18 protein-coding genes are annotated in these 22470 nt (G+C 48.8%); 11 read left to right on the top strand and 7 right to left on the bottom strand.

What is annotated here, in order from left to right; genetic code table 11:
• The first annotated feature begins 166 nt into the window (after positions 1-166).
• The 7 genes from IE054_RS10715 (at position 167) to IE054_RS10685 (ending at position 7188) form a co-directional block, all read left to right on the top strand.
• Positions 167-2497 (top strand): efflux RND transporter permease subunit, encoded by a 2331-nt coding sequence (locus IE054_RS10715; RefSeq protein WP_229805091.1) that lies wholly within the window; start codon positions 167-169, stop codon positions 2495-2497.
• On the top strand, positions 2481-3296 hold the full coding sequence (locus IE054_RS10710) for an outer membrane lipoprotein-sorting protein (RefSeq protein ID WP_189406262.1): 816 nt from the start codon (positions 2481-2483) through the stop codon (positions 3294-3296). The genes IE054_RS10715 and IE054_RS10710 overlap by 17 nt, the downstream gene beginning before the upstream one ends.
• A gap of 3 nt (positions 3297-3299) precedes the next feature.
• The gene (locus tag IE054_RS10705; protein WP_229805089.1) at positions 3300-4490 is read left to right on the top strand and encodes a hypothetical protein; all 1191 of its coding nucleotides are present in this window, start codon (positions 3300-3302) and stop codon (positions 4488-4490) included.
• An 8-nt stretch (positions 4491-4498) separates the two neighbouring features.
• Positions 4499-5050, top strand: coding sequence for an outer membrane beta-barrel protein (locus IE054_RS10700; protein ID WP_189406260.1), 552 nt, complete (start codon positions 4499-4501; stop codon positions 5048-5050).
• 99 nt (positions 5051-5149) lie between these two features.
• A complete protein-coding gene (locus tag IE054_RS10695; RefSeq protein ID WP_189406258.1) occupies positions 5150-5407 on the top strand; it encodes a DUF3081 family protein in 258 nt (85 codons plus the stop codon).
• A 75-nt stretch (positions 5408-5482) separates the two neighbouring features.
• Complete coding sequence (gene lpxL / locus IE054_RS10690) at positions 5483-6415, top strand: LpxL/LpxP family Kdo(2)-lipid IV(A) lauroyl/palmitoleoyl acyltransferase (RefSeq protein WP_189406256.1); 933 nt, start codon at positions 5483-5485, stop codon at positions 6413-6415.
• A 152-nt stretch (positions 6416-6567) separates the two neighbouring features.
• Positions 6568-7188 carry a TcpQ domain-containing protein gene (locus IE054_RS10685; RefSeq protein WP_189406253.1) on the top strand — a complete coding sequence of 207 codons (621 nt, stop codon included), beginning with the start codon at positions 6568-6570 and terminating at the stop codon, positions 7186-7188.
• An 11-nt stretch (positions 7189-7199) separates the two neighbouring features.
• Here the strand turns inward: IE054_RS10685 and glnE are convergent, their stop codons facing one another.
• Positions 7200-10112 carry a bifunctional [glutamate--ammonia ligase]-adenylyl-L-tyrosine phosphorylase/[glutamate--ammonia-ligase] adenylyltransferase gene (glnE, locus tag IE054_RS10680; protein WP_189406362.1) on the bottom strand — a complete coding sequence of 971 codons (2913 nt, stop codon included), beginning with the start codon at positions 10110-10112 and terminating at the stop codon, positions 7200-7202.
• Positions 10113-10233: 121 nt separating this feature from the next.
• On the opposite strand from glnE, the gene IE054_RS10675 reads away from it, so the two are divergent.
• A complete protein-coding gene (locus IE054_RS10675) occupies positions 10234-11139 on the top strand; it encodes a DUF350 domain-containing protein (RefSeq protein WP_189406251.1) in 906 nt (301 codons plus the stop codon).
• Here the strand turns inward: IE054_RS10675 and IE054_RS10670 are convergent.
• Positions 11092-11466: a GIY-YIG nuclease family protein gene (locus IE054_RS10670; protein ID WP_189406249.1), complete on the bottom strand. Its 375-nt coding sequence runs from the start codon at positions 11464-11466 to the stop codon at positions 11092-11094. The two genes, IE054_RS10675 and IE054_RS10670, sit on opposite strands and share 48 nt — an antisense overlap.
• 35 nt (positions 11467-11501) lie before the next feature.
• Between IE054_RS10670 and hldE the strand changes: the two genes are divergently transcribed.
• Together hldE and IE054_RS10660 are read left to right on the top strand one after the other, a co-directional pair.
• Positions 11502-12947 carry a bifunctional D-glycero-beta-D-manno-heptose-7-phosphate kinase/D-glycero-beta-D-manno-heptose 1-phosphate adenylyltransferase HldE gene (gene hldE, locus IE054_RS10665; RefSeq protein ID WP_189406360.1) on the top strand — a complete coding sequence of 482 codons (1446 nt, stop codon included), beginning with the start codon at positions 11502-11504 and terminating at the stop codon, positions 12945-12947.
• A 137-nt stretch (positions 12948-13084) separates the two neighbouring features.
• The gene (locus IE054_RS10660; protein ID WP_189406247.1) at positions 13085-14194 is read left to right on the top strand and encodes an XrtA/PEP-CTERM system-associated ATPase; all 1110 of its coding nucleotides are present in this window, start codon (positions 13085-13087) and stop codon (positions 14192-14194) included.
• A gap of 96 nt (positions 14195-14290) precedes the next feature.
• Here the strand turns inward: IE054_RS10660 and IE054_RS10655 are convergent, their stop codons facing one another.
• From IE054_RS10655 to IE054_RS10640, 4 genes are read right to left on the bottom strand one after another with little or no spacing between them, the layout of a single operon-like run.
• Positions 14291-15976 carry a TIGR03016 family PEP-CTERM system-associated outer membrane protein gene (locus tag IE054_RS10655; RefSeq protein WP_189406244.1) on the bottom strand — a complete coding sequence of 562 codons (1686 nt, stop codon included), beginning with the start codon at positions 15974-15976 and terminating at the stop codon, positions 14291-14293.
• On the bottom strand, positions 15945-16877 hold the full coding sequence (locus IE054_RS10650; RefSeq protein ID WP_189406242.1) for an XrtA-associated tyrosine autokinase: 933 nt from the start codon (positions 16875-16877) through the stop codon (positions 15945-15947). Before IE054_RS10650 ends, IE054_RS10655 begins: the two co-directional genes overlap by 32 nt.
• Entirely contained in the window at positions 16867-18444 is a 1578-nt protein-coding gene (locus tag IE054_RS10645) for an XrtA system polysaccharide chain length determinant (RefSeq protein WP_189406240.1), read from the bottom strand. The genes IE054_RS10650 and IE054_RS10645 overlap by 11 nt, the downstream gene beginning before the upstream one ends.
• A 27-nt stretch (positions 18445-18471) precedes the next feature.
• Complete coding sequence (locus tag IE054_RS10640; protein ID WP_189406238.1) at positions 18472-19101, bottom strand: XrtA/PEP-CTERM system exopolysaccharide export protein; 630 nt, start codon at positions 19099-19101, stop codon at positions 18472-18474.
• Positions 19102-19260: 159 nt separating this feature from the next.
• Between IE054_RS10640 and IE054_RS10635 the strand changes: the two genes are divergently transcribed.
• The gene (locus IE054_RS10635) at positions 19261-20673 is read left to right on the top strand and encodes a TIGR03013 family XrtA/PEP-CTERM system glycosyltransferase (protein WP_189406236.1); all 1413 of its coding nucleotides are present in this window, start codon (positions 19261-19263) and stop codon (positions 20671-20673) included.
• 396 nt (positions 20674-21069) lie between these two features.
• Here the strand turns inward: IE054_RS10635 and IE054_RS10630 are convergent, their stop codons facing one another.
• Positions 21070-22434, bottom strand: coding sequence for an O-antigen ligase family protein (locus tag IE054_RS10630; protein ID WP_229805085.1), 1365 nt, complete (start codon positions 22432-22434; stop codon positions 21070-21072).
• Positions 22435-22470 lie beyond the last annotated feature (36 nt).

Raw genomic sequence — 22470 nt, 5'->3', positions numbered from 1 at the left:
TTTTAAAAGATCAAATTACAACGGTTTAAGGCAATAATTGCGGTCGCGACAGAAGCGCTGAAGGCGGTGAAATGCCGAAAAAATTGGGCCGGCCGGGGATATGTACGCAGCAGCATCATTATACTACTCTGACAATAACGGATAGACTGGGCAGGAAACTCATCAAATGACAACACCCATGCAATCGACGCCTCACTGGATGACCCGGTGCCTGAATGCACCCAAGCTGATTATCGCGCTGTGTGTGCTGGTTACCGTACTGGCCGCTATCGGTGGCAAAAACCTGTATTTTCGTGGTGACTACAAAGTTTTCTTCGAAAAAGACAATCCTCAGCGCATGGCATTTGAGGAAATGCAGAATATTTTCAACAAAAGTGAAAATGTGGCATTTCTTATTGTGCCGAAGGGTAAGGATATTTTTACGCCAAAAACCTTTTCGCTTATTTATGGTCTGACTGAGGATGCCTGGCAGATCCCGCTGTCGACCAGGGTGGAGTCGCTGTCGAACTATCAGCATACCTATGCCGAGCAGGATGATCTGATAGTGACAGACCTGATTGCGCAGCCGGAGGTGAGCGCTGAACGCACGCAACAAGTGCATGATATTGCCCATGACACCCCCGAAATTGACGGGCGACTGATGTCGGCCGGGGGAGAAGCGGCGGTCGTGAATGTGACCATTCAGTTACCGGACGGGGATCAGACTCAGGAAGTGATGCAAATTGCGACCTTCGCCAACGAGTTAAAACAGCAATATGAGCAGGCATACCCGGGTCACGATATTTATCTGACCGGTATGGTGATCATGAACGACGCGTTCGCGGTAGCCGCCCAGGAAGATACGCAGACGCTGGTACCGCTCATGTTTTTGGTGATTGCGGTAATGATTGGGCTTATCACACAGTCGGTGTTTGCGTCGATAAGTACCATGGTGGTGGTGATTATCTCTATTGCAGTGACCGTGGGAATGGCCGGATGGGCCGGATTATTCTTAAGCACCGCCACCGTCAATGTGCCAACCATGGTGACTACCCTTGCAGTGGCAGACTGTATCCATGTTCTGGTTGGCGTGAAGCAGTACCTTCGCGAGGGGCTTGCCAAGCGTGACGCCATTATTGCCAGTCTTAAGCTGAATGTGCGTCCGGTGGTGATCACCAGTGTGACAACGGCTATAGGCTTTTTAATGCTGAACTTCTCTGCCGTGCCGGTGTTATCAGACCTTGGCAATATGACTGCAGGTGGGGTGCTGCTGGCCTGTGTGCTTTCACTTATCCTGTTGCCGGCCATGCTGATGATAGGCCCAACCCTTGCCTCGTCAGGGGGGGAACAAAGTGGCCGGGCATTCGATGGTATGGGCGAGTGGATGACCCGGAACTATCGCCGTGTCCTGCCATTTTCTGCGCTGGTATTGCTGGTGGCGACACTTTTCTCTACCAACAATGAACTCAATGATGTGGCAGTGCGCTACTTTGATGACAGTAGCACGTTCCGTCAGGCGGTGAATGAACATGAGAAGACCATGGGCGGCATGTCGAATATTGATTTTGTCATCTATACCGATACCGCGTATGGCATCACTGATCCTGAGGTGCTGGAAGATGTAGAAGCGTTTAGTCAGTGGTTGCGCGAACAGGAAGTTGTGCATCATGTGCTGAGCTTCACCGATACCATGAAGCGCCTGAATATGAACATGCACAACGATGATCAAAGCTATTACCGGTTGCCAGAGGACCGTGAGCTGGCATCGCAGTATGTGCTGTTGTACGAAATGTCACTACCCTATGGTCTGGATCTGAATAATCAGATGGACATTGATAAGTCAGCACTGCGGATCGTTGCTATGCTGGATAATCTGGGGAGTAAGGAATTCACCGCCTTTGAGCGTGAGGCCAAAGAAAAGTTTGCGTCACTGAATGCTGACCTGCGCATTACGGCTGCCAGCCCGCCATTGATGTTCGCCCATATTGGCGAGCGTAATATGAAAAGCATGGTGTGGGGCACGGTGCTGGCCCTGGTGCTAATATCGGGTCTGATAGTTATAGCTCTGCGGTCATGGCGACTGGGGCTGGTAAGTTTGATGACAAACCTTATCCCGGCCGGGGTTGGCTTTGGGATCTGGGGGATGGTGAGTGGTGAAATCAATATGGCGCTGTCCGTCGTACTAAGTATGACCATGGGGATTATTGTTGATGACACGGTTCATTTCTTATCCAAATACCAGTCTGCGCGTATGCAACAGAAGTCAGTGAGTGACAGTGTAAGGTATGCATTCAGAACGGTAGGTATGGCATTAACTACGACTACAGTGGTACTGGCAGCGGGCTTTGGCGTGTTAACCTTCTCCAGTTTCCTGCTCAATGCGCATATGGGGCTGTTAACCGTGATCATCATTATTGCAGCCCTGTTAATCGATTTATTATTCCTGCCAGCGTTTTTACTGTGGCTGGACAGAGACAAACAACAACCAGGGGGACACGCGGATGCGGTTAACCAATAAGTTTTTTGCGGGTCTGATCGTTGTCGCGTTTGCGTCAGCTATTCAGGCGCAGACCGGCAATCAAACAACGGCGGGCGACGATGCCACAGCCAAAGGGCTTGAAATTGCCAAAGAGCGTAAGGCCCGTGATCGCGGCTGGAACAATTCCCGTTCAGAAGTCACAATGATCCTGCGCAATGCCCAGGGGCAGGAAGCGACCCGGGAAATGAAAGTCGACACCATCGAAGTGGAGAATGACGGTGATAAAGCCATGACGGTGTTTCAGTCACCCCGGGATGTGAGCGGTACCGCATTTCTCAGCTTTTCCCACGTGGTTGAGCCAGACGAACAATGGATTTACCTGCCTGCGCTCAAACGCGTGAAGCGTATCGCCTCGCGCAATAAATCCGGCCCTTTCATGGGCAGTGAATTTGCGTTTGAAGACATGACCTCTTATGAAGTCGAGAAATTTGACTACGAATACGTGGGCGATGAAACGCTGGATGGCCAGGATATGTTTATTCTTGACCAGTTCCCCCGCTATGAGTTTTCCGGTTACTCGCGTCAGCGCGTATGGCTGGATAAAGAGCACTATCGCGTGCACAAAGTGGAGTTTTATGACAAGAAAGGCGATTTGCTGAAGACCCTCGAGTTTAAAGACTTTAAACTTTATAAAGATGCATTCTGGCGGCCGATGGTTAGTTATATGTATAACGAGCAAACCAACAAATCGACAGAACTTATTACTGAGTCCCTGGCCTTTGATGTAGGCATTGACGAGTCCGACTTTGATAAAAACAGTTTAAGAAGAGCACGATAAGCAGTGAACAAAACCGTAACCTTTTGCCTTGGCATGCTGGCGGCAATGCCGGCGTTTGCTGAGATAGAGTTTGCCGGGCGCGCTGGCGGGGATTTCCGCTACTTTATGCAGGATCCGGCTTATCCTGAGCAGGAGCGCAAACAGCTTTCTGTTTTTGCCGAACCCGAATTCTACACGCAGTGGAATTCAGGCGATGACAGTCTGCTGGTCAAGCCGTTTTTGCGGTATGACTCCGTCGACGATAACCGAACTCACGTGGATATGCGCGAGCTGATGTGGCTGCATGTTGCAGACGACTGGGAAACCCGTGTTGGCATCGGCAAGGTTTTCTGGGGGCAGGCAGAATCAGTCCATCTGGTGGACATCATCAACCAGACGGATGCCGTGGAAGCCGTGGATGGTGAAGATAAACTGGGTCAGCCCATGGTAAACCTTCGCTGGTACAACGATTACGGTACGTTTTCTGCCTACATTTTGCCGTATTTTCGTGAGCGCACCTTCAGTGATAATGAGGGGCGTATGCGGCCACCGCTACCCATTGATGGCAGTGCGGCGGTGTACGAGTCGGATGACGAAGAGCGCCATATCGACTACGCGTTTCGCTGGCAGCGCAGCCTGGGCATGTGGGAAGTGGGCCTGTCGTACTTTGACGGCACCACCCGGGAGCCCGAGCTGCTTGAGCCCGATTTAACGACTGAGTCGCCAGTAATCAGGCCGTATTATGCGCAGATAGAGCAGGTTGGTGTGGACGTGCTAACTGTGCAGGGGGCATGGCTCTGGAAAATGGAAGCCATTTACCGGACTGGCCAGCAGGAGGACTTTGGTGCCCTGGTAGCCGGGTTTGAGCATACTACGGTAGGTGTTTTCGACACCCAGTATGACCTGGGTGTGCTGATGGAATATCAGTTTGATGAGCGTGAAAATAACTACTTTGCCATTGCACAAAACGACCTCATGGCTGGGTTGCGGTGGGTCTGGAACGACATCGACGGAACCGAAGTATTAACCGGTTTTGTTCAGGATCTTGATAACACCGATACCTACAGTGCCTTTATCGAGGCATCCAGTCGAATTACGGATAACTGGCGCTGGAGTCTCGATGCGTACTTTTTTGCATCCGATACACCGGACGATACTTACTACTTCATTCGCCGCGATGATCACCTGCAATTTACACTGGAATACTTCTTTTAAGGATGACTATGAACATTAAATGCTTTGTGGCAGCGGCTTCACTGTTACTCAGTGGCCAGGCGCTGGCGACGGAAAAAATGTACGGCACCGTGGGTGTAGGCTACAGCGACTCAGAATTTAGTGAGCAGTCGCTTGACGGGACCGGCTACAACCTGGCCGTGGGGCACCAGTTTCATCCTCAATGGTATGTTGAAGCTGGCTACCTGCAATTGCTTGATGATGTATCGCAAGACAGTGGTATGGAGACCGGCGCCCTCTATCTGGCTATTCTTGGCAAAGCCAGTAGTCTGCAGGGTGAACTGTTTTACAAACTTGGCATAGCGAAGGCCGATATTAATGGCAGTGAAGCACCCAGTGAAGCCGGGGAATGTCGCCTGGGTGGCCTGCAGAGCGGCGCATGCCGGTTTGATGAGGGGATCGTGGCAGGTATGGTGGGCCTTGGCTATGACTACAATATTGGTATGCGCAGCATGCTACGGTTTGAATATACCTACCTGGCAGGTGAGGAAGACTTCTCCACGCATTATGTCGGTATAGGTTTTCGCTATAATTTTAACTAACGCGAAATAGTTAACTAAGCAAGCGGGCTGATATGCAGGAGTAATCTAAAGTAAAGGTGAGTGAGTACCCATTCTAAAGAAACTAAGGACGAGACAGTAATGAAGAACGAACTCGATTCAAAGTATTTACTTCAGGTGTTCGACAAAATCAGAAAGTTTGGCGAAAAGAAGGGCGATGAGTATCACCTAAACGGCATCAAGGCGTTTACCGACCTGGATGGCTATACGCTTTTTATTGAAGATGCCAAGGTTAAACTTTCGTTTGGTTTTCACAGTCAGTATCACTTCGATTATGAATCCCGAGACGATTACGAAAGCTTTGAGAAAAAACTAAAAGCGATAGATAAAGAGTATTAATCTCTCCCTGGGGTTCCAGATACAAGGTGCGATCGTTACAATAGCGCTCTTTGTAACGTTCCTGGAACCCTCAGCGTGTCCTCAGCAATCACACCTCCCTCATTTAAAATCAGTTTTCTATCACCCAAGTACTGGGGAGTCTGGCTTGGTGTCGTCGTGCTGTATGGTATTACCTGGTTACCATTGCCGGTGATACGTGCCCTTGGCGCCGGTGTTGGACGGTTGATTGTGCTTGCCGCGCCAAAACGCGCGAAGGTTGCCCGGCGTAATATAGCACTCTGCTTTCCTGAGCTGAGTGATGCAGAGCGCGAAAAAATTGTGAATGAGAATGTTCGGCGTACCGGAATGGCGCTGTTTGAAACCGCGATGGGCTGGTGGTGGCCAACATGGCGGGTGAAAAAACACTTTGTGGTGGAAGGTTACGAGCATGTCGAGCAGGCGTTGCAGCGCGGACATGGGGTGTTTGGTATGGCTATCCATAATATGAATCTGGAGTTTGCCTGTCGTGGCCTAGGGTATACACATCCGAGCATTGCATTTTACCGCAAACATAACAATCCGCTGGTCGACTATCTTCAGTATCATGGCCGCAATCGCTCAAACAAGTACATGATCCATAAACGCAATGCCAAAGCGTTGCTGGCAGCGCTGGATGACAAGGAATTGTGTTTATATCTGCCCGATCAGGATTATGGTCGCGTCCAGAGTATTTTTGTGCCCTTTGGGGGCGTGAGTGATGCAGCGACCACCACCGCAACCATGATGTTCATTCGCCGTACCGAGGCAACGCCCTTATTGATAAGTTCACAGTTCACCGACAAGGGGTATAAGGTTAAATTTTATCCGCCCCTTGAGCAGGACCTTCGGGACATGGACAATGAAACAGCACTCACTTACCTGAATCAGGAAATCATTGGCCTGATTGAAGAGCAGCCGGAAAGTTATCTGTGGATGCACAAGCGTTTTAAAACACGCCCTCAGGCCGATATGCCCTCTTACTATCAGTAATCGTAAAGCACCTGCTGCCTGCACATCGTAGAAGTCCCTGCGGCAAGTCGGCCTGTTCGCTGGCAATGAAGCTATGACCATGCTGAAAAGTTGAATCTGCCAAACAATTCGAAGTAACATGCATTTAATTTAAACGGTCTGAAAGAGCCAGCATGCCGCAAAAAAGTTTTTCCAGCACGATGTTCTGGGCCCGCCATATTGGCCTGGCGCTGGCACTAGTGATTGTCGCTGGCGTGGTGATATTTCTGCAACAGGAGCAGGAACAAAAACCGGTGCCCGAAGGCGAGAAAAAAGATAAGTCAGTGTCGTCTGGGCTTAGTGAGTTTTACCGGGAGTTCAGAATGTCGTCTTCTGATCCTATAAAAGAAGACGTTGGCGACTTTGTGGTGGATGTGGGCGGCGCAGACCAAAGTCTGGATAATAAGCTGGCCAGCATGTCGAGTCAGAGCCGGCCGGTGAGTGAGCGCTGGACCGGAGAGCACAAGTTTCGCACCTTCAAAGCGGGCACAACCCTGCGTGAGGCTATTTCGCAGTATGCCCAGCAGGAAGGCATGCAGGTTATCTGGGATCTGGACCAGGACTTTGTCATAAAACATCAGTTTCAGATGGACAGCACCATCTCCGGGTCGCTTGCCAGCATCGCCACAGCCATAGACAGTAATTTTGAAGGGCAGGTGAGGGCATACCTCTGCCCGCAGCAACGCTCGTTAGTGGTAACCACAGAAGACTCAGAGTTCGTCGCACAAAACTGTGAGCGTGCTGAAAAGCCCTGAGCGGTCATAGACTACTTGGCCGCGTCCTCAGGGTCAGGCGCCTCATTACCCAATACGTCATTCCATACTGACAGCACCCGCTCTTTTAGCGCGTTCAGTGATGTCGACTCCTTGGCAAACTTATGATCAGCCAGTGTCAGCTGGTGATACTGGTCGCGTAGCTGCAGATACGCATCCTGTAGCATACGCGCCTGCTCTGAATGAATAATACCGGCCTCGCAAATGACGTTAAGCAGCCTGAGGTTGTCAGTAAAATGACTGATTTCAGGATGCTTACAAGCGTGACCCAGCACCCAGTACTGGGTAAGAAACTCAATATCCGTTATGCCGCCTTCACACTGCTTCAGATCGACCATTTCCGGCTCACTGGCAAGAAGATGTTTACGCATTTTTTTGCGCATAGAAACAACATCTTCGCGTAGCTGACTGTTGTTCCGAGATAACCCCAGTATATATTCGCGTTCATTTTCAAACGCTTCCAGCAGATCTTTGTCACCCAGCACACCACGCGCTCTGACCAGCGCCTGATGCTCCCAGGTCCATGCCTCTTCGCGCTGATAGCGGGCAAAGCCGCTGATATGGCAGCATAGCAGACCGGCATTGCCGGAGGGACGAAGGCGTAAATCGGTTTCGTAAAGCTGCCCGAATAAGGTTGTGGTGTTCAGTAAATGCATCACACGCTGGGTTAGCTTGATATAAAACTGCTGCGCCTCAATGGATTTATCACCGTCGGTTTTAGACTCACGCGGCGCATTGTGCACAAACACCAGATCCAGATCGCTGCCGTAGCCAAGTTCGTAGCCACCAAGCTTGCCGTAACCAATAACAGCAAAACCATAGGTGTCGGGTTGTAAATGGGCTGGTTTACCAAAGCGGTCGGTGACCTGTTGCCAGGCGCTTTGCACCACACTGTGAAGCAGGGTTTCAGCCAGTACTGTGAGCTTATCGCTGACATTGGCAATCGGTAATGAGCCACTGATATCACTGGCGGCGATCCGCAGCTGCTGACAAAGCTTAAACTGTCGCCACGCATCCATCATGTGCTCAACATCGTCTGCTTCTATTCTTAGCAGCGTCTGACGTAACTCCTGTTCGTATTCATTCCGGCTGTGCTGAATATCTGTATTTTGTCGCTGTAAATACAGCGGGGTGAGCAACTCGTCGAGCAAAATCGGAAAACGCCGGATCTCATTAGCAATCCAGTCACTGCGCTCACACAGCCGCACCAGTTGCTTCAGCACGTCCGGATTCTCCAGCAGCAGGTCGAGGTACGTGGTGCGTCCGGTGATGGCATCAATCACCTTCAGTACCCGGCTAAGCACCATGGCCGCTTTGTTGGGCGAGTGCTCAATTAATACATACAGTAATTCGGGCATTAACTTGTTGAGGATGCTTTCTCCCCGCTGGCCCGTACGGTACCCCCGCTGTTGCTGCCGAAAACCGGTAAGCTCGGTGTGAAGCTGTTTTGCTACTTGCTGCTGGGTAAATTCGCTTAGTGTGTCGCAGAACTCGGCCTCGTCGAGACCCAGTTGCCAGGCATCACGGCAGGCGGTGAACAGTGTGTCTGACGCATCATGCGACTCATGCGACTCTTCCACCAGTTCGTTGAAATGCGCGTGAATGTCAGCCATGCGTTCACGCAGGCTGATCAAAAATGCGTCGTAGTCCGCAAAGCCCATAACATCGGCCAGTGCCTGCTGCTCAACAGGATCGTCAGGCAGGGTTTGTGTCTGCTCATCACCAAATTGCTGCAGGGTATGCTCGGCCTTGCGTAAAAAAAGGTAGTTGTCACGCAGTGTGTCGGTCACCTGCTGCTCAATTAACTCGCTGGTACTTAATGCCTTAAGGGTTTTTAACAGTGAGCGCTGCTGCAGTTGTTGTTCGCGGCCACCGTGTATCAGCTGAAAGCTCTGCGCGAAAAATTCCACTTCCCGGATCCCGCCTGCGCCAAGCTTTATATTGTTGTCCAGACGGCGACGCCGGATTTCGGTCGCAATCAGGCGCTTCATGTCACGCAGCGCATCAAGGGTGGTAAAATCCAGATAGCGCCGGTACGTGAATGGCTGCAGTATCTCTTCAAGCTGATCCTGATACGCCGGGGCCTGTGGATTAACCACGCGGGCTTTGACCATGGCGAAGCGCTCCCAGTGCCGCCCCTGTTCCTGATAATAGTCCTCAAGTGCCGCAAAGTGGATGGTCAGCGGTCCGGATTCGCCAAAAGGCCGAAGGCGCATATCGACACGGAAGACCTGACCGTCGGCAGTCACTTTATTAAGGCTGCTTATAAGCTTTTGCGCCAGCCGGGTAAAGAACTGCTGATTTTCCAGCGACTTTTTGCCGCCACTGGTGCTGCCTTTTACAGGGTAGGCAAAGATAAGGTCTATATCGGAGGAAAAATTCAGCTCTCTGCCGCCCAGCTTACCCATTGCCAGAATATACATGGGTTGCTTACCGTGTGGCCCTTCCGGCGTACCGAATTTCTTTTCGAAAAAACTGTAGTACCAGCTGTAGGCTTCGCTGATAAGGGCATCAGCCAGCGCCGACACCTGTGACAGTGACGCCTCGATCGTCTGCTGATTTAATAAGTCACAGCAGGCAATCCGGGTCATGTAAAAATGCCGGCTCAGTCGCAGCCTGGCCAGTAATTCGTCTTCATTCGTGACTTCTTTAAGTGACTGGCGGACCAGCGCCTGATATTGCGACGGTTCAGGGACGGGTGCAGCCGTGTCATCGAGTATCTCATCAATCCACTGTGGATGCTGAATGAACTGCTCGGCCACAAATGATGAACGTGCGAACAGGCAGGACAGGGTTGTCTTATGGGACGTCAGCCTTTCAGGCTCTGGTGCGTTTTCTTCCAATCGCTGCCATAACGTCTCGACACGGTGCTCTACTTTACTGTTTTTTGCGTAATCTACAGGCATAATGATTTGATTCACGAGGTTAATCCGGCTGGTCTGAGTCTGGCATATTTCAACATCGCCGACCAGACACCGGAACCGAAAGCCCACTCATACGGCTTTCTCAGGTTAGGGAGACTTTTTAATGGATGCACTGGTAAAACTGGTACCGCTCACATCTGAAATATGGGGTTATCTTGCCATCGATGTCTTTTTAGCTTTGTTACTGCTGCTGGTGATGAAGTGGCTCACCGGCATGGTCAGAAAAAACTCGGTGGCAGAGGAGCTGGGCGTTAAAGATAATTTTGCCTTCGGAATTAGTATTGCCGGTGGCATGTTGTCATTGTGCATTGTGCTGAGTTCGGTTGTGGGGCGTCATATCGGTATTGGCTTTCAGGAAGCCGCGCTGGGAATGGTGCAGTTCGGTGTGGTGGGGATCCTGCTGGTCAAATTTGGGCGTTTTGCCCATGACAAGCTGGTACTCAACCGCGTTGATACCATGGCCATGATATCCGATCGCAGCGTCAGTATTGCCCTGGTGGACGCTGCCAGCCTCATTGCCAGCGCAATTATTTTACGCAGTATTATGTTATGGGTGGATGGCAGCGATATGAATGCAATTATCGCCATCGTGACAGGGTTTACGGTGGTGTTGACCATTCTGCTGGTGATGACCCGTATTCTTGAAGCGCGGTACGCGAAAGGCAACCAGAATGACTCGTTTCAGGGCGCATTGCGAAAAGGGCAGCTGGCCCTTGCTATTGAACATTCAGGGAACCTGTTGGGAACGGCGATGATTGTTTCTGTGTCGCGCTTTTTGCTGGAATACAATCCGGCGGGGTACGTCAGCAATGTGACCGGCTGGATCATTGTGAGTATTGCCTTGGCGGTGCTGCTTCACTTGCTTGTATTGCTGAGTAAATACATCATTTTGTATGGCATGAACTTCCGGCAGGAAGTCGATCAGCAGCATAACGTGGGAGTGGCGTGCCTGGGCTTTACGTTAAGTCTTGGTATTGCACTGATTGTGCAAGGTATTTTCGCTGTCTGAAAACTGCATTGTAACCGTCTTGGTCTGCGCCAGGTTCTGGTTATCAATTACCTGCCATTTCAGCCGGGCAGGCAGCTGTTTGAGTTGATATTCAATGTGCATGGCGGCAGACTTGCCGGCGACCTGGAAGACACCGCGAAAATAAAGCGGGGCTTTTCCCCTTAGGGCTTTCGCACCGCCCCTGCGCAGGCCTCTGTGCTGGGCAATGCGTCGGGCAGGGTCACAGGTGATGCCGGTATACAAATGGCCCAAGCGGTTCTCAATCAGGTATATATACCATTTCTGTGCATCTGCATCGCCGTCGATGGCTGATATACTTATTGGCATCTACGTTTATACACCACTGATTTTATACGGGTTGAATAACAATGATATTACCAGATTTCAGCAAGGCAAGAGTTCTTATCGTCGGCGACCTGATGCTGGATCGCTACTGGAGCGGCGGCACTGGCCGTATTTCACCGGAAGCGCCGGTTCCGGTCGTTAATGTCAGTACCACCGAAGACAGACCCGGTGGCGCTGCTAATGTCGCCATCAACGCTGCGACGTTGGGCGCCAGCGTAACGTTGCTTGGGCTGTGTGGTGAAGATGAAAATGCCAGCATACTGCGTCAGCGGCTGGCACTTTTTGACATAGACTGTCAGTTTTTTGCTCAGAAGGGCTACGAGACTATCACTAAACTACGCGTGATGAGTCGTAATCAGCAACTGTTGCGCATGGACTTTGAGCGCAGTTTTGCAGATGTGGATAAGGCCGACCTTGAAGCAGCGTTTGAGGCCGCGCTGGATAATATCGACGTGGTGGTCCTGTCTGACTATGACAAAGGTTGCCTGACGTCACCGCAGACCCTTATTCAGAAAGCAAGAGAAAAGGGGAAAGCGGTGATTGTTGATCCAAAAGGATCAGATTTTGAAAAGTACCGTCAGGCGACGCTCGTTACTCCTAATATGGAGGAGCTGACACGCATCACTGGCGAGACACGCAGCGAACAGGAGCTGGTTGAACGTACCCAGGCGCTGCGGGACAAACTTGAACTTGATGCTCTGCTGGTTACTCGCTCAGAAAATGGCATGACGTTGTTTGAGGCCGACAGTACCGAGTTCCATTTGCCGGCCAAAGCAAAAGAAGTGTACGACGTCACTGGTGCCGGTGACACGGTAGTGTCCACGCTTGCCGTGGCAATGGGCTGTGAGCTGCCAGTGCAGGCCGCCTGTGTACTGGCGAACCTGGCCGCCAGCGTAGTGGTCGGTAAACTCGGTACATCCACAGTGACCAATACCGAACTGGCTATGGTGGTGGGTGAACAGTCACTGCACTTAGATGGCGGTGTCATGACCGAAGCGCAACTGGCTATCGCCATTGAGTCGTCGCATGCCCGTGGCGAGAAAGTGGTCATGACGAATGGCTGCTTCGATATTTTGCACTCAGGCCATGTCAGCTATCTGGAGGAAGCCGCAGCGCTTGGGGATCGTCTGATTGTCGCGGTGAATACCGACGAATCGGTGACAAAACTGAAAGGGCCGGGGCGGCCCGTGAATAACGTGAACCGCCGAATGTCGGTGCTGGCGGGACTTAAGTCAGTCGACTGGGTAGTGCCCTTTAGCGAAGACACGCCGCAGCGACTCATTGCTGAATTACTCCCTGATATTCTGGTCAAAGGTGGCGATTACTCATTAGACGCAATTGCCGGAGCGAAAGAGGTCCTGGCAGATGGCGGTGAAGTGAAAGTGCTGAACTTCGAAGAGGGCGTGTCTACCACAGGCATCATCGAGCGGATTGTCGAGCACAAAGTCCATAAACGAAGTTAACAAAATCGGCGCAGGTTTACGGCCAGATAACCGCCATTGTGCAAACGTTGCCGCAATCTGTCATAGCCGCACAGGGCCCTTTTAAGATAAGCTAAGGGTCCTTTTTTCAACGTAACGCGCAGCATACGGTACTTGGCATGTACGAAAGTTATTACGGACTTAACTCTAAACCTTTTCAGCTTACGCCAGATCCCGCTTTTTTCTATGCCAGTAAATGGCACAAGCGGGCAATGTCTTATCTTCAGTACGGGCTTTCCCAGGCCGAAGGCTTCATCGTCATCACCGGTGATATTGGTACGGGGAAGACAACCGTGGCTAACAGTCTGTTAGCGGATATAGAGGATGACATTACGGCCGCGCAAATTGTAACCCCCAAACTCACCCCGGATGAACTGGTGAAAATGGTGGCGTCGAAGTTTGAGCTGGATACCACAGCGAAAACCAAATCGGATATCTTAAAAGAATTAGAGGCGTTTCTGCTAAGCCTCAGCAAGCAGGGAAAACGGGCACTGCTACTGGTGGATGAGGCACAAAACCTGCCTCTGGAAACCATTGAAGAGCTGCGCATGCTGTCGAACTTTCAGGTTGCTGGAAAGCCGTTACTGCAAAGCTTTTTGCTCGGACAGGAAGAGCTGCAACCTATACTGCGTGCGCCCAATATGGAGCAGTTCCGGCAGCGTATTGTGGCGTCCTGTCACCTGGCGCCGCTCACCGAAGAGGAAGTGCGTTCTTACATCGAGTACCGAATGCATCATGCCGGCTGGCAGGGCGGCACCCTGTTCTCTGAAGAGGCCTATTCGCGCATTTATTTATTTACCCGCGGTGTACCCCGTAAAATAAATACACTGATGGACAGGATTTTATTATTTGGCTTCTTAGAAGAACTGGAAGTGCTGGATGAAAGCGCTGTTGATGCTGTTATTGATGAAGTGAAAACAGAGATGTTTGAGCCGGAAGCCCCTGTGCAGTTCGAAGAGCCGGAAGCCAGCGACGAGGCTCCCGCGGACGGCTCGTATCGACCTGCGCAACAGGTACTTACACCAAACGGTAACGTGATCCAGGATGTGGAATACTATAAAGCCATGCTGGCTGAGCTGGTTGATGCGTTGGACGATGCTATCGGGCACAAGGTAAAGCTTACGCAGTACATTGATAAGCTACTAAAAAAGAAGTATCGCTCATATGTAAGGCTTAAGACGGATAGTGGCGAAACTCAGAGAAATAACTCGCCTGATTCATCGTCGTGATAACACGATACGGAATACTCTTAGTAGTCGTTGCGTGAGGAAAAAAACAAGAAAACGGTCATGTGAACAAACAGACCGTTTTTGATGTATTACTTGTTAATTGAATCTGTACGTAATGCCTGCTGACACCCTTCGGTCACTGTACTCTGCACCAAAAAGACTACCTGAGGTTAGATTACCACTCTTCTCTAAGTAACTACCTTCAACGTTGACAGTGAGATGTCTGCCAATGCGCCGTGACAAACCGATACTGGCATTCCAGTTTTCACTTTTGCCATTTTCAAAACTTACAGCCTGCTGTTGAATTTCCGCATAATCAATATTTGCCTCAAGATTTGTATAGCTGCCCAGCGCGTAACTGATGTTTAAGCCAGTTGCATAGGTTTGGCGAACCCGTTGTGCATCAATGTAGTCGTCTTCAGAATAACGGACAGACAGACCTATAGATACCCGTGAAAAAGAGTACCCAATCTGTGCATTACCACTCTTACGAACGATTATATTATCTTCAAACTCAAAGTTAGGAACTGTCAGTTCAACCAACTGCTCATCCGCGCCGGGTTGATAGTCGAGGCTTGCAGGTTGGAAACAGTCGCTGAAGCCGGTGGTCGCGACAGGACAAACAAATACGCCAAGGTTCTCGGGATTTGCAAGAATACGGGATGTATTAGTCACATCTTCATCATATCCGAACGACGCCCTGAAATGTTTTGTATTATAATTAAATGACGCGCTGGCAGAATCGCCATAAAACCTGCGGCCATAGCTTGCTGCAACGTTAGAGCGAGAACTAAAGGCCCAGCGTAGCTCGCCTCCAATGAACTCCTCCTCTTCACCGATATCTGGATCGCTGCGGTTTGCGGTAATAGCAATATAGCGAACTGCAGACTGACGATAAACGATACCTGCACCGTAGCTGTTAAACTCGCGTACCCGGCTGTTTGTGTCTTCACGGTTACTTACCTGATTTCCCTCATGTACTGCATTCAGCCGTAGACCAAAATCACCTATGAGTATGGCATCGGCTGTCGCGCTTCCTCTGCGAGATATAAAGTCGCCCTGCGTGTTGGCATTTTCGCCCCCACCGCGTTCCGTTTGCTGGTAACTACCCTGTAGCGTCCAAAAAAAACGTGTCGCCTTTTCGCCGTAACGCAATACACCGTTGGCCTGATAGGTATCGTTTTCAAGTCTGTTGCCTGAGCCTGTAAGGGACCGCTCCGACTCTACGTTTGAATAAGCGATGGTTCCGTTAGCCCTTGCATAATTCCCCTGGTCCAGTTGTAGTGTCCCTGCATAGCGGTTGGTACGAACTTTCCTCAGGTTTTGCGAATTTGTTAAAAAGTCGGAGACCAGATAATTACCCGCGTTAGCATTCCTGTAAGTTAACGCACCATTTGCTTCAAACATCAGCAGCCTTTCAAACGGTGCCCACCGGGCATTATAAGAATATTCGGCGTACGTGTCCTCCTGATTACTGTCCTCACGATCGCGCTCAAGATAGACGACCTTACCTTTCCAAAGCCCCTGCAGGGTTTTCGAACGATATGAGCCAGTGACAAATGGCTCGACAGTGTATGTGCTAAGCGAGCGTTGCTCCTGTTCTGCAGACTTTAAGTTTTGTTGGACTGCATCGGCAGACGCGCCCGCATTAATGCGAAAGTCAGCGACCGCCACGGCAGGATAAAACGCACTTACTGATAGTAGAAGCAGCGCTCCCCTAATTGCTGACGCGCACTTATTCTTTTTAGCGTTATTCATCACGTTGCGAATAGTAATAGCCATAATAGCCCGTTCCTTCGGAATCTAGGTGCACGGATTTATTCACGACGAAACCTATTGCAATTTCCGGACTTAACCCTTCGACAGCGTTCTTTATATCGGAAATCTTGGTTTGTCCTTCCTCGACAACAATCACGGCTTGCCCGGCAAAATTGGCAAGTATTGCAGATTCGTTGATACCAATGAGCGGCGGTGTATCGAAAATCACCACCCGATCGGGATAGCGGTTTGCAAATTCATCGACCGTATCATGCATCTTCTGGCTAGCCAGTAACTCCGTCGAAAGATGGTGAGATTTACCCGCCGGTATTATTTTTAGCTTGTCGATATTTGTCGGATAGAGCACATCTGAAATATCATCTACATCGCCAGTAAGGTACTCCATTAAACCCGGTCGGGCTTTAAGGCCGAGTGTATTGAGGACATTAGGCCTGAGAACATCGGCATCGACCAACAGCACGGTTTTGTCCTGCTCTGAGGCAATACTCAGCGCCAGGTTGGTTGCAGTGAAAGTTTTTCCTTCTGACGGCCGACTGCTTGAGACCATGACGATATTCGGGTTATTCAGCGTCTTCGCAATTTTTCCAAAAGCGTTGCCAATCAGTTTTCTTTTTATTTCACGAAACTCTTCATTAATCGCTTTCCTGTCGCCTGCATATGCAACAAGCCCTCTGTCATTTAACGACTGAGTATCAATTTCAAAAGGCTCAAGGTCACTGGATGTGTTACTTTTTTGACTCTCATCGCGCAAAGAGGAAGTCGCGGTCTCATTAATGGCCGAAGAGTCAGCTGAATCAATAGCGCTTCCTTCGCTGGGCTGGCCCGCAGCTTGTTGTTCCAAGCGTTTCTTTTCCTGGGCCTCTCTTTGTTTCTGAAGGGCTTTTTCTATTGTGTTACGCGTCATAGATTACCCCCAATAGATCGATATTCATCACTTCTGCTGCCATTAACGCACCGTACATGGCAAAAATTATCCCGGTCGACAACACAAAGAAAACCAGTCTTATGCGATTCTTCCTGTGAATCGAAGCAATATTTAAGTGACTGACAGATCCCCAGACAGGCAGATTGGTAATTTGAAGTAATTGCTTAGGGCGGACAATTACAGGCGTAATCTGACTCACTAAAAACGCAATACCAATACCAACCCCAAACCCTAGAAACAGCACCGCTGTATAGAAGATGAGGCGTTTAGGGCCAGACGGTTTTATAGGTAGCATTGGCGGTTCGATGATACGAAACTGGAAGTCTTCAGCTGACACATCAGCACGGCGTGAAAGGTCCGCAGACTCTCTACGCGACAACAACTGCTCGTATTTGTCCTTAGTAATTTTGTAATCGCGGTTTAGTGCGGCAGACTCAGCCTCAATCTGTGGAATAAGATCGATTTTTGATTCCAGCTCAGCTCGTTTAGCAATGATATCTTCTTCTTTAACTTCCAGAGACGCAATCAGAGATTCCAATCTGCTTACTTCCAGCCGAATTTGCCGGCTAAGCTCGTTCATTGGTTGTGATGTGCCGTTCTCATCATTCTGTAAAAAAGCGTTTATTTCTTTTTTCCTGGACTCTTCTAAACTTGCCAGCAGCGCTTTAGTTTCAATTACGTCCGGATGTTTGTCAGTGAACCTTAACTGCAAGCGATCAAGCTCCTCTTCAAGAGCCCGAATCCGTTCATCGTAACGTGTACGCAGCATTGGATCTTCTTCATTATTGGTTACGCCAAAGCTATCAGGCGAAGAGCTACCTGATAGCTGTGCACGCAAAGAACTCACCTGCTTTTGCGTTTGCTTAATCTCAAGGCGGGTGGCTGCAAGTTGCTCATCAAGTTTTTGTATCTGACCGTAAAAGCTGCCCGCCAGTGGCAATACATCATTATACTGTCGCTTAAAGTTGGCAAGCCTTTGCTCAGCCTCACTAAGACGGTTTTCATACTCAGCGATTTGTTCATTGATAAACCGCTCAGCAGTATCTGTATCACGCCTGCTATTACCCAGTGTTCCTTCTACTAACAAGTCTAGAGTTTCCTGAACAACTTTTTGTGCGGTTGTTGGTGAAGGGTGTGTATAAGATATAGTGTAAATGTTACTGCGGGTAGTACCTGATAGCTTTATCTCTTCACCTAACTCTTTTACGAGCAGATCAAATTCTTGAGATGTATTGGCCTGCAGATCCAAGTCACTTTCCCGGGCAATCATCTCGACATTAGAACGACTAAGTAATGTTCTGGTCATCATCTGAATTTCTTGCCTTGGATTATTCTGTATAGCTAACCCCTTCAGCAGGGGCTGAAGCACGGACTGAGTATCAACGTAGACCCTTGATTCAGATGAATACTCATCGGGCAATGAGTAAACATAAATGAAGCCCAGAGGGCAAATAAGCCATGAGAATATCATGACGTAGCGCTTTTTTATCCAGACACCCTTTACGTAATCAAGTGCCTGAACAAGCGTTTGCTGCAAATCTTGCATGAATAAAAACTTCCGTTTACTGCTTTATTAATACCATGCTTCTGGAATGATGACGATATCACCCGGTAGCATGTCGACGTTTTGCGTGATATCACCGTCTCTGATCAAATCATCGATGTTGATTTCGTAAGTTTTTTCTTTTCCATCGACCACTCGAACTAATTTCGCACCATTTCCATCAGCAAACTCAGTTAAACCGCCAACCGCGATCATAAGATCAAGTAGCGTCATATTCTCTGTGTAATTAATGGCGCTGGGGTTAAGTGCTTCACCGATAACACGAACCTGCTCACTAAGTGGGCCACTAAAGTTGTTTACGCTAACCGTAACGCGCGGGTTATTGATATACGTCGACAATTGCTCTTCAATTTCGCGCGCCAGCATCGTAGGGGTTCTTCCGGAAACTTCTATGTCTTCAACCAGCGATGTGGTGACTTTACCGTCAGGCCGTACAATAAATTGTCCTGATACTTCCGGGTTTCGCCAGACAAAAATAGTCAGAGTGTCACCGGGACCAATCAGGTACTGGTAATTATCGACGTTTGTAGTAAGAGAAGGGCGGGTTTTAGACTGGGGCAAAGTATTGGAACTGCAGCCAGCTAAAGTAAAAAGTGTGAATCCTGCTATTACTAATAGGTTACGTTTCAAGCCGTGCATAAGAGATCATCCTGCGCTCATTATGAGTAAATGTGCTTTTTTATAAATTATAAAAGGTGCTGTTGAGCAGAAACCATCATAAAGCCAACAGCAAGTGTAGTCTATTACAAAAATTCACTATATGATGATCATGTTTTTTTGTGGTTTAGGGGGCCAGGGGTGGCAGTAAATAAGAGAAATCAGAGTAAACGGTCTAATATTCTTGTTATTACCGAAGCATTACTGATTGCGTACATAGGGTATCTCTCTCATTTCATCCTCATACATCTGGGGCTTTCCCGACAGGTATCGGTTGAAACCCTGGTCGTCAATATTGGCCTGATGACGATCTGTATACTCTTATGTTCACTCTCAGTCGGGCTTTACGAGACTAAACTCCGGGAAACTTTCCGGGGAATCATCAGGAGGATCTTCGTCAGTGTTGGCTTGAGTTACTTCTTAGTGGAAGTGATTAGCCGAGCGCTTTTTGACCGACTTGTCATGGACGGGTATTTCTTACCTGTTGCTGTCTGCTCCATCATCATTACGCTGGTTACGTTCCGGTATTTTACCAATCGACTGGGTTTACTGGGCTTAGGCAAAGTTCGCATTGTTGTGCTGGGAGCCGGTGAACGTGCTTCCATTATAGAAAAGCGGATGCGCCGCGATGTTGACCGCATAGGTTTTGAACTGTTGGGCTTTGTGCCAATTCCGGGAGACAACCGGGAAGAGGGCATCAAACAGGAAAAAATTGTCCACGTGAAAGTGGATGAAAGCTTCCAGCAGTTCATTATTGATAATGATATCGAAGAAGTGGTGATTGCCTGTGACCAGCGCCGAGGGACCTTGCCGGTGGAAGTGCTGTTTGAGGCCCGTTTGCGTGGTGTAGAAGTCACTGATCTGCTGGACTTTATGGAACGTGAAACCGGCCAGATTGTGGTCAATCTCATGTATCCAAGCTGGGTTATCTATTCCAATGGCTTCCAAAGTAATAATTATCTGCGTGATGCGCTGGATTACAGTCTGAATGCCTTTTTGGCGTTCATTATCTTTATCTTTGTGTGGCCATTTATGCTGATGACCGGGCTTATTATATATCTGGATGACGGCCGCAGAACCAAAACCAGTGTATTCTACAAACAGGAGCGTGTAGGGCTAAACGGTAAACTGTTTAAGATTATTAAATTCAGAAGTATGCGCCCGGATGCGGAAAAAGACGGGGCGAAATGGGCGTCACAGAACGATGATCGGGTCACGCGGATTGGTCACTTCATTCGTAAATACCGCATTGATGAACTGCCGCAATTGCTTAACGTTTTTAAAGGTGAAATGGCCTTTATTGGTCCTCGCCCTGAGCGCCCTGAATTTGTCGAAAAGCTGGTGCGCGAAGTACCCTATTACAACCAGCGACATAATGTGAAGCCTGGACTGGCAGGCTGGGCACAGCTCAATTATCCCTATGGTGCAAGCGTGGATGACTCAATGGAAAAGCTGAAGTTCGATTTGTACTACGTAAAGCACCAAAGCTTATTGCTGGATATTCTTATCCTGATTAGGACAGTTGAAGTTGTGCTGTTCGGGAAAGGACGCTAATAACTTTGTCGAAGGGCCGCGAGGCCCACTTAATTTAGAATGAAAAATCGCGTTTGTTCTGCAGTTAATTACCCCTTTATCTGCCTACCTTCGGTAGAGTCAGAATATTTCTACTATTAAGTAGCAAAGGTTTTGGTACCGGCTAGCAGGATATTATGTATTAATACCGACAATACCTAGCACTTGATTGAGTTCGCAACTGTACTTTGTGCCTCCCCAGGCTTGGAATGTGGCTGGGTTCAAAAAACGCGTCGTGTACCTGGATTAATGTTGTGCGTCGTAATTTAGAGAGTGGTGCGCTTCAAAGTTGAATTCGCGGAGTCGCGGTCAGAAATAAGAGACAACAATAGTTTGCCTAAATATCTATCAGCATCAACGATAGCGAATCTGATACTTTTAAAGACCAACTTTCAAGGCAAGGTAAACAGCAACGATAATGCACCATGCCAGCCCGATACTCTTGAAAATATTTCGCTTCTCAAATACGTATGCTAATTCTGGTCGGATTCTTATGATTCTGACCAGACTTGCCGTTTGCATTCCCATAAAAATGAACATGGTCAGTGTAAATTGTCTGCTCAGAAAGAAGGCTGTTACCATAAATCCGATCATGGCGTAAAATAGTGCTTTGTTAACCAATATTTCTCTGTCATAAAGCGCCTGAGTCTTGTCATCAGGAGCCTGCCAGTCAGTGTGTTTTTTTATCAGGTCATAACCTGCCAGCATATTAAGTATTAATGCGCCACCCCACAGAGAATAGCCGATTACACCAAGTTCAGCTGCAACATGTATGTATGAGTTGTGAGCTACTTTTCCATGCTCGTCCATAAAATTACCCATGCCGACGCCAAAAACAGGGTTATGCAGTAACATCTGTGTGCCGTCGTACCATGCATCCAGTCTGCCGTAGGCTGATGACTCACCTGATGTTATACCTCCGAAGGCAGCCAGAAGTGTTGCTGCAATCGGCGCTATCAGTGCTCCTACAAGAATAAGCTTGGCGCCGGCACGCTTTATAAAAAAGTACGCTGCAATAACACTCATTGCGCCAAGCAGAGTGCCACGACTACCGGTCATATACACACCGTAAATAATGGCGGCAATAGTCATTAGGGTTACCAATTTAGCAATGATATTACCGGTGTAAAATAGAAATACTGAGAAGGGAAGGCACATGACAATAAACATACCTAAATCGTTCGGATCACTGAAGAACCCCAGGTAAGTTATTCTCATCTCTGGGCCGCCGACAGTGAAGCTATTTCCTATACCTATACCGAAGCCTCGTGTAATATCGAAAGCCGCTTGCTGGATATGGCCGTTATAAATCATGAACCACGCTGCGATTAGACAAACCCACATCAAAAGTCGCTGCCGTCCTGGCGTATTTACAAGCGATGTAAAAAGAAAAAACGGGATGATGGACGCAGTAAATAAGCGCTCAGACTGATAGATACCGCCAGTGCCCCATCCATTAAAAAATGCAGAGAGCATAATCAGCGGAGTAAGACCAATAAGCAACCAGTGTTGAGGTTGTAGCTTGATTGGTCTTAGGGTCAACAGGGTGAGCATAAAAGAAAGAATGGCAAATATCTGAATAAAAATATATTTCTGAGTTGCTACAGAGAACTCGTGAGGACGAATTAATACCGATATGGTGTATAGAACAAGAAAGAAAAAGGCCAGAGTTGCCTTAGATGACTCTGCTTCTACTTTAAAATGTGTTGATTCAGAAGGCGACTTAATTTGTTGTTGATACATAGTGTGTGACAGCCTTTTTTCTGAGTAACAAGCATA

This window comes from Alteromonas halophila (assembly GCF_014651815.1).
Classification (GTDB): Bacteria; Pseudomonadota; Gammaproteobacteria; order Enterobacterales; family Alteromonadaceae; genus Alteromonas; species Alteromonas halophila.
The sequence above is the reverse complement of the archived record's forward strand: the minus strand, read 5'-3'. Positions and strand labels throughout refer to the sequence as shown.

Excerpts from the sequence above, each read along its gene's own strand:
- IE054_RS10670 (WP_189406249.1), bottom strand. The coding sequence starts at position 11,466 with ATGCCAATAAGTATATCAGCCATCGACGGCGATGCAGATGCACAGAAA.
- IE054_RS10650 (WP_189406242.1), bottom strand. The coding sequence starts at position 16,877 with ATGACGCGTAACACAATAGAAAAAGCCCTTCAGAAACAAAGAGAGGCC.
- IE054_RS10695 (WP_189406258.1), top strand. The coding sequence starts at position 5,150 with ATGAAGAACGAACTCGATTCAAAGTATTTACTTCAGGTGTTCGACAAA.
- IE054_RS10710 (WP_189406262.1), top strand. The coding sequence starts at position 2,481 with ATGCGGTTAACCAATAAGTTTTTTGCGGGTCTGATCGTTGTCGCGTTT.
- IE054_RS10640 (WP_189406238.1), bottom strand. The coding sequence starts at position 19,101 with ATGCACGGCTTGAAACGTAACCTATTAGTAATAGCAGGATTCACACTT.
- IE054_RS10715 (WP_229805091.1), top strand. The coding sequence starts at position 167 with ATGACAACACCCATGCAATCGACGCCTCACTGGATGACCCGGTGCCTG.
- IE054_RS10645 (WP_189406240.1), bottom strand. The coding sequence starts at position 18,444 with ATGCAAGATTTGCAGCAAACGCTTGTTCAGGCACTTGATTACGTAAAG.
- IE054_RS10685 (WP_189406253.1), top strand. The coding sequence starts at position 6,568 with ATGCCGCAAAAAAGTTTTTCCAGCACGATGTTCTGGGCCCGCCATATT.
- IE054_RS10655 (WP_189406244.1), bottom strand. The coding sequence starts at position 15,976 with ATGGCTATTACTATTCGCAACGTGATGAATAACGCTAAAAAGAATAAG.
- IE054_RS10675 (WP_189406251.1), top strand. The coding sequence starts at position 10,234 with ATGGATGCACTGGTAAAACTGGTACCGCTCACATCTGAAATATGGGGT.
- IE054_RS10700 (WP_189406260.1), top strand. The coding sequence starts at position 4,499 with ATGAACATTAAATGCTTTGTGGCAGCGGCTTCACTGTTACTCAGTGGC.
- IE054_RS10630 (WP_229805085.1), bottom strand. The coding sequence starts at position 22,434 with ATGTATCAACAACAAATTAAGTCGCCTTCTGAATCAACACATTTTAAA.
- IE054_RS10660 (WP_189406247.1), top strand. The coding sequence starts at position 13,085 with ATGTACGAAAGTTATTACGGACTTAACTCTAAACCTTTTCAGCTTACG.
- glnE (WP_189406362.1), bottom strand. The coding sequence starts at position 10,112 with ATGCCTGTAGATTACGCAAAAAACAGTAAAGTAGAGCACCGTGTCGAG.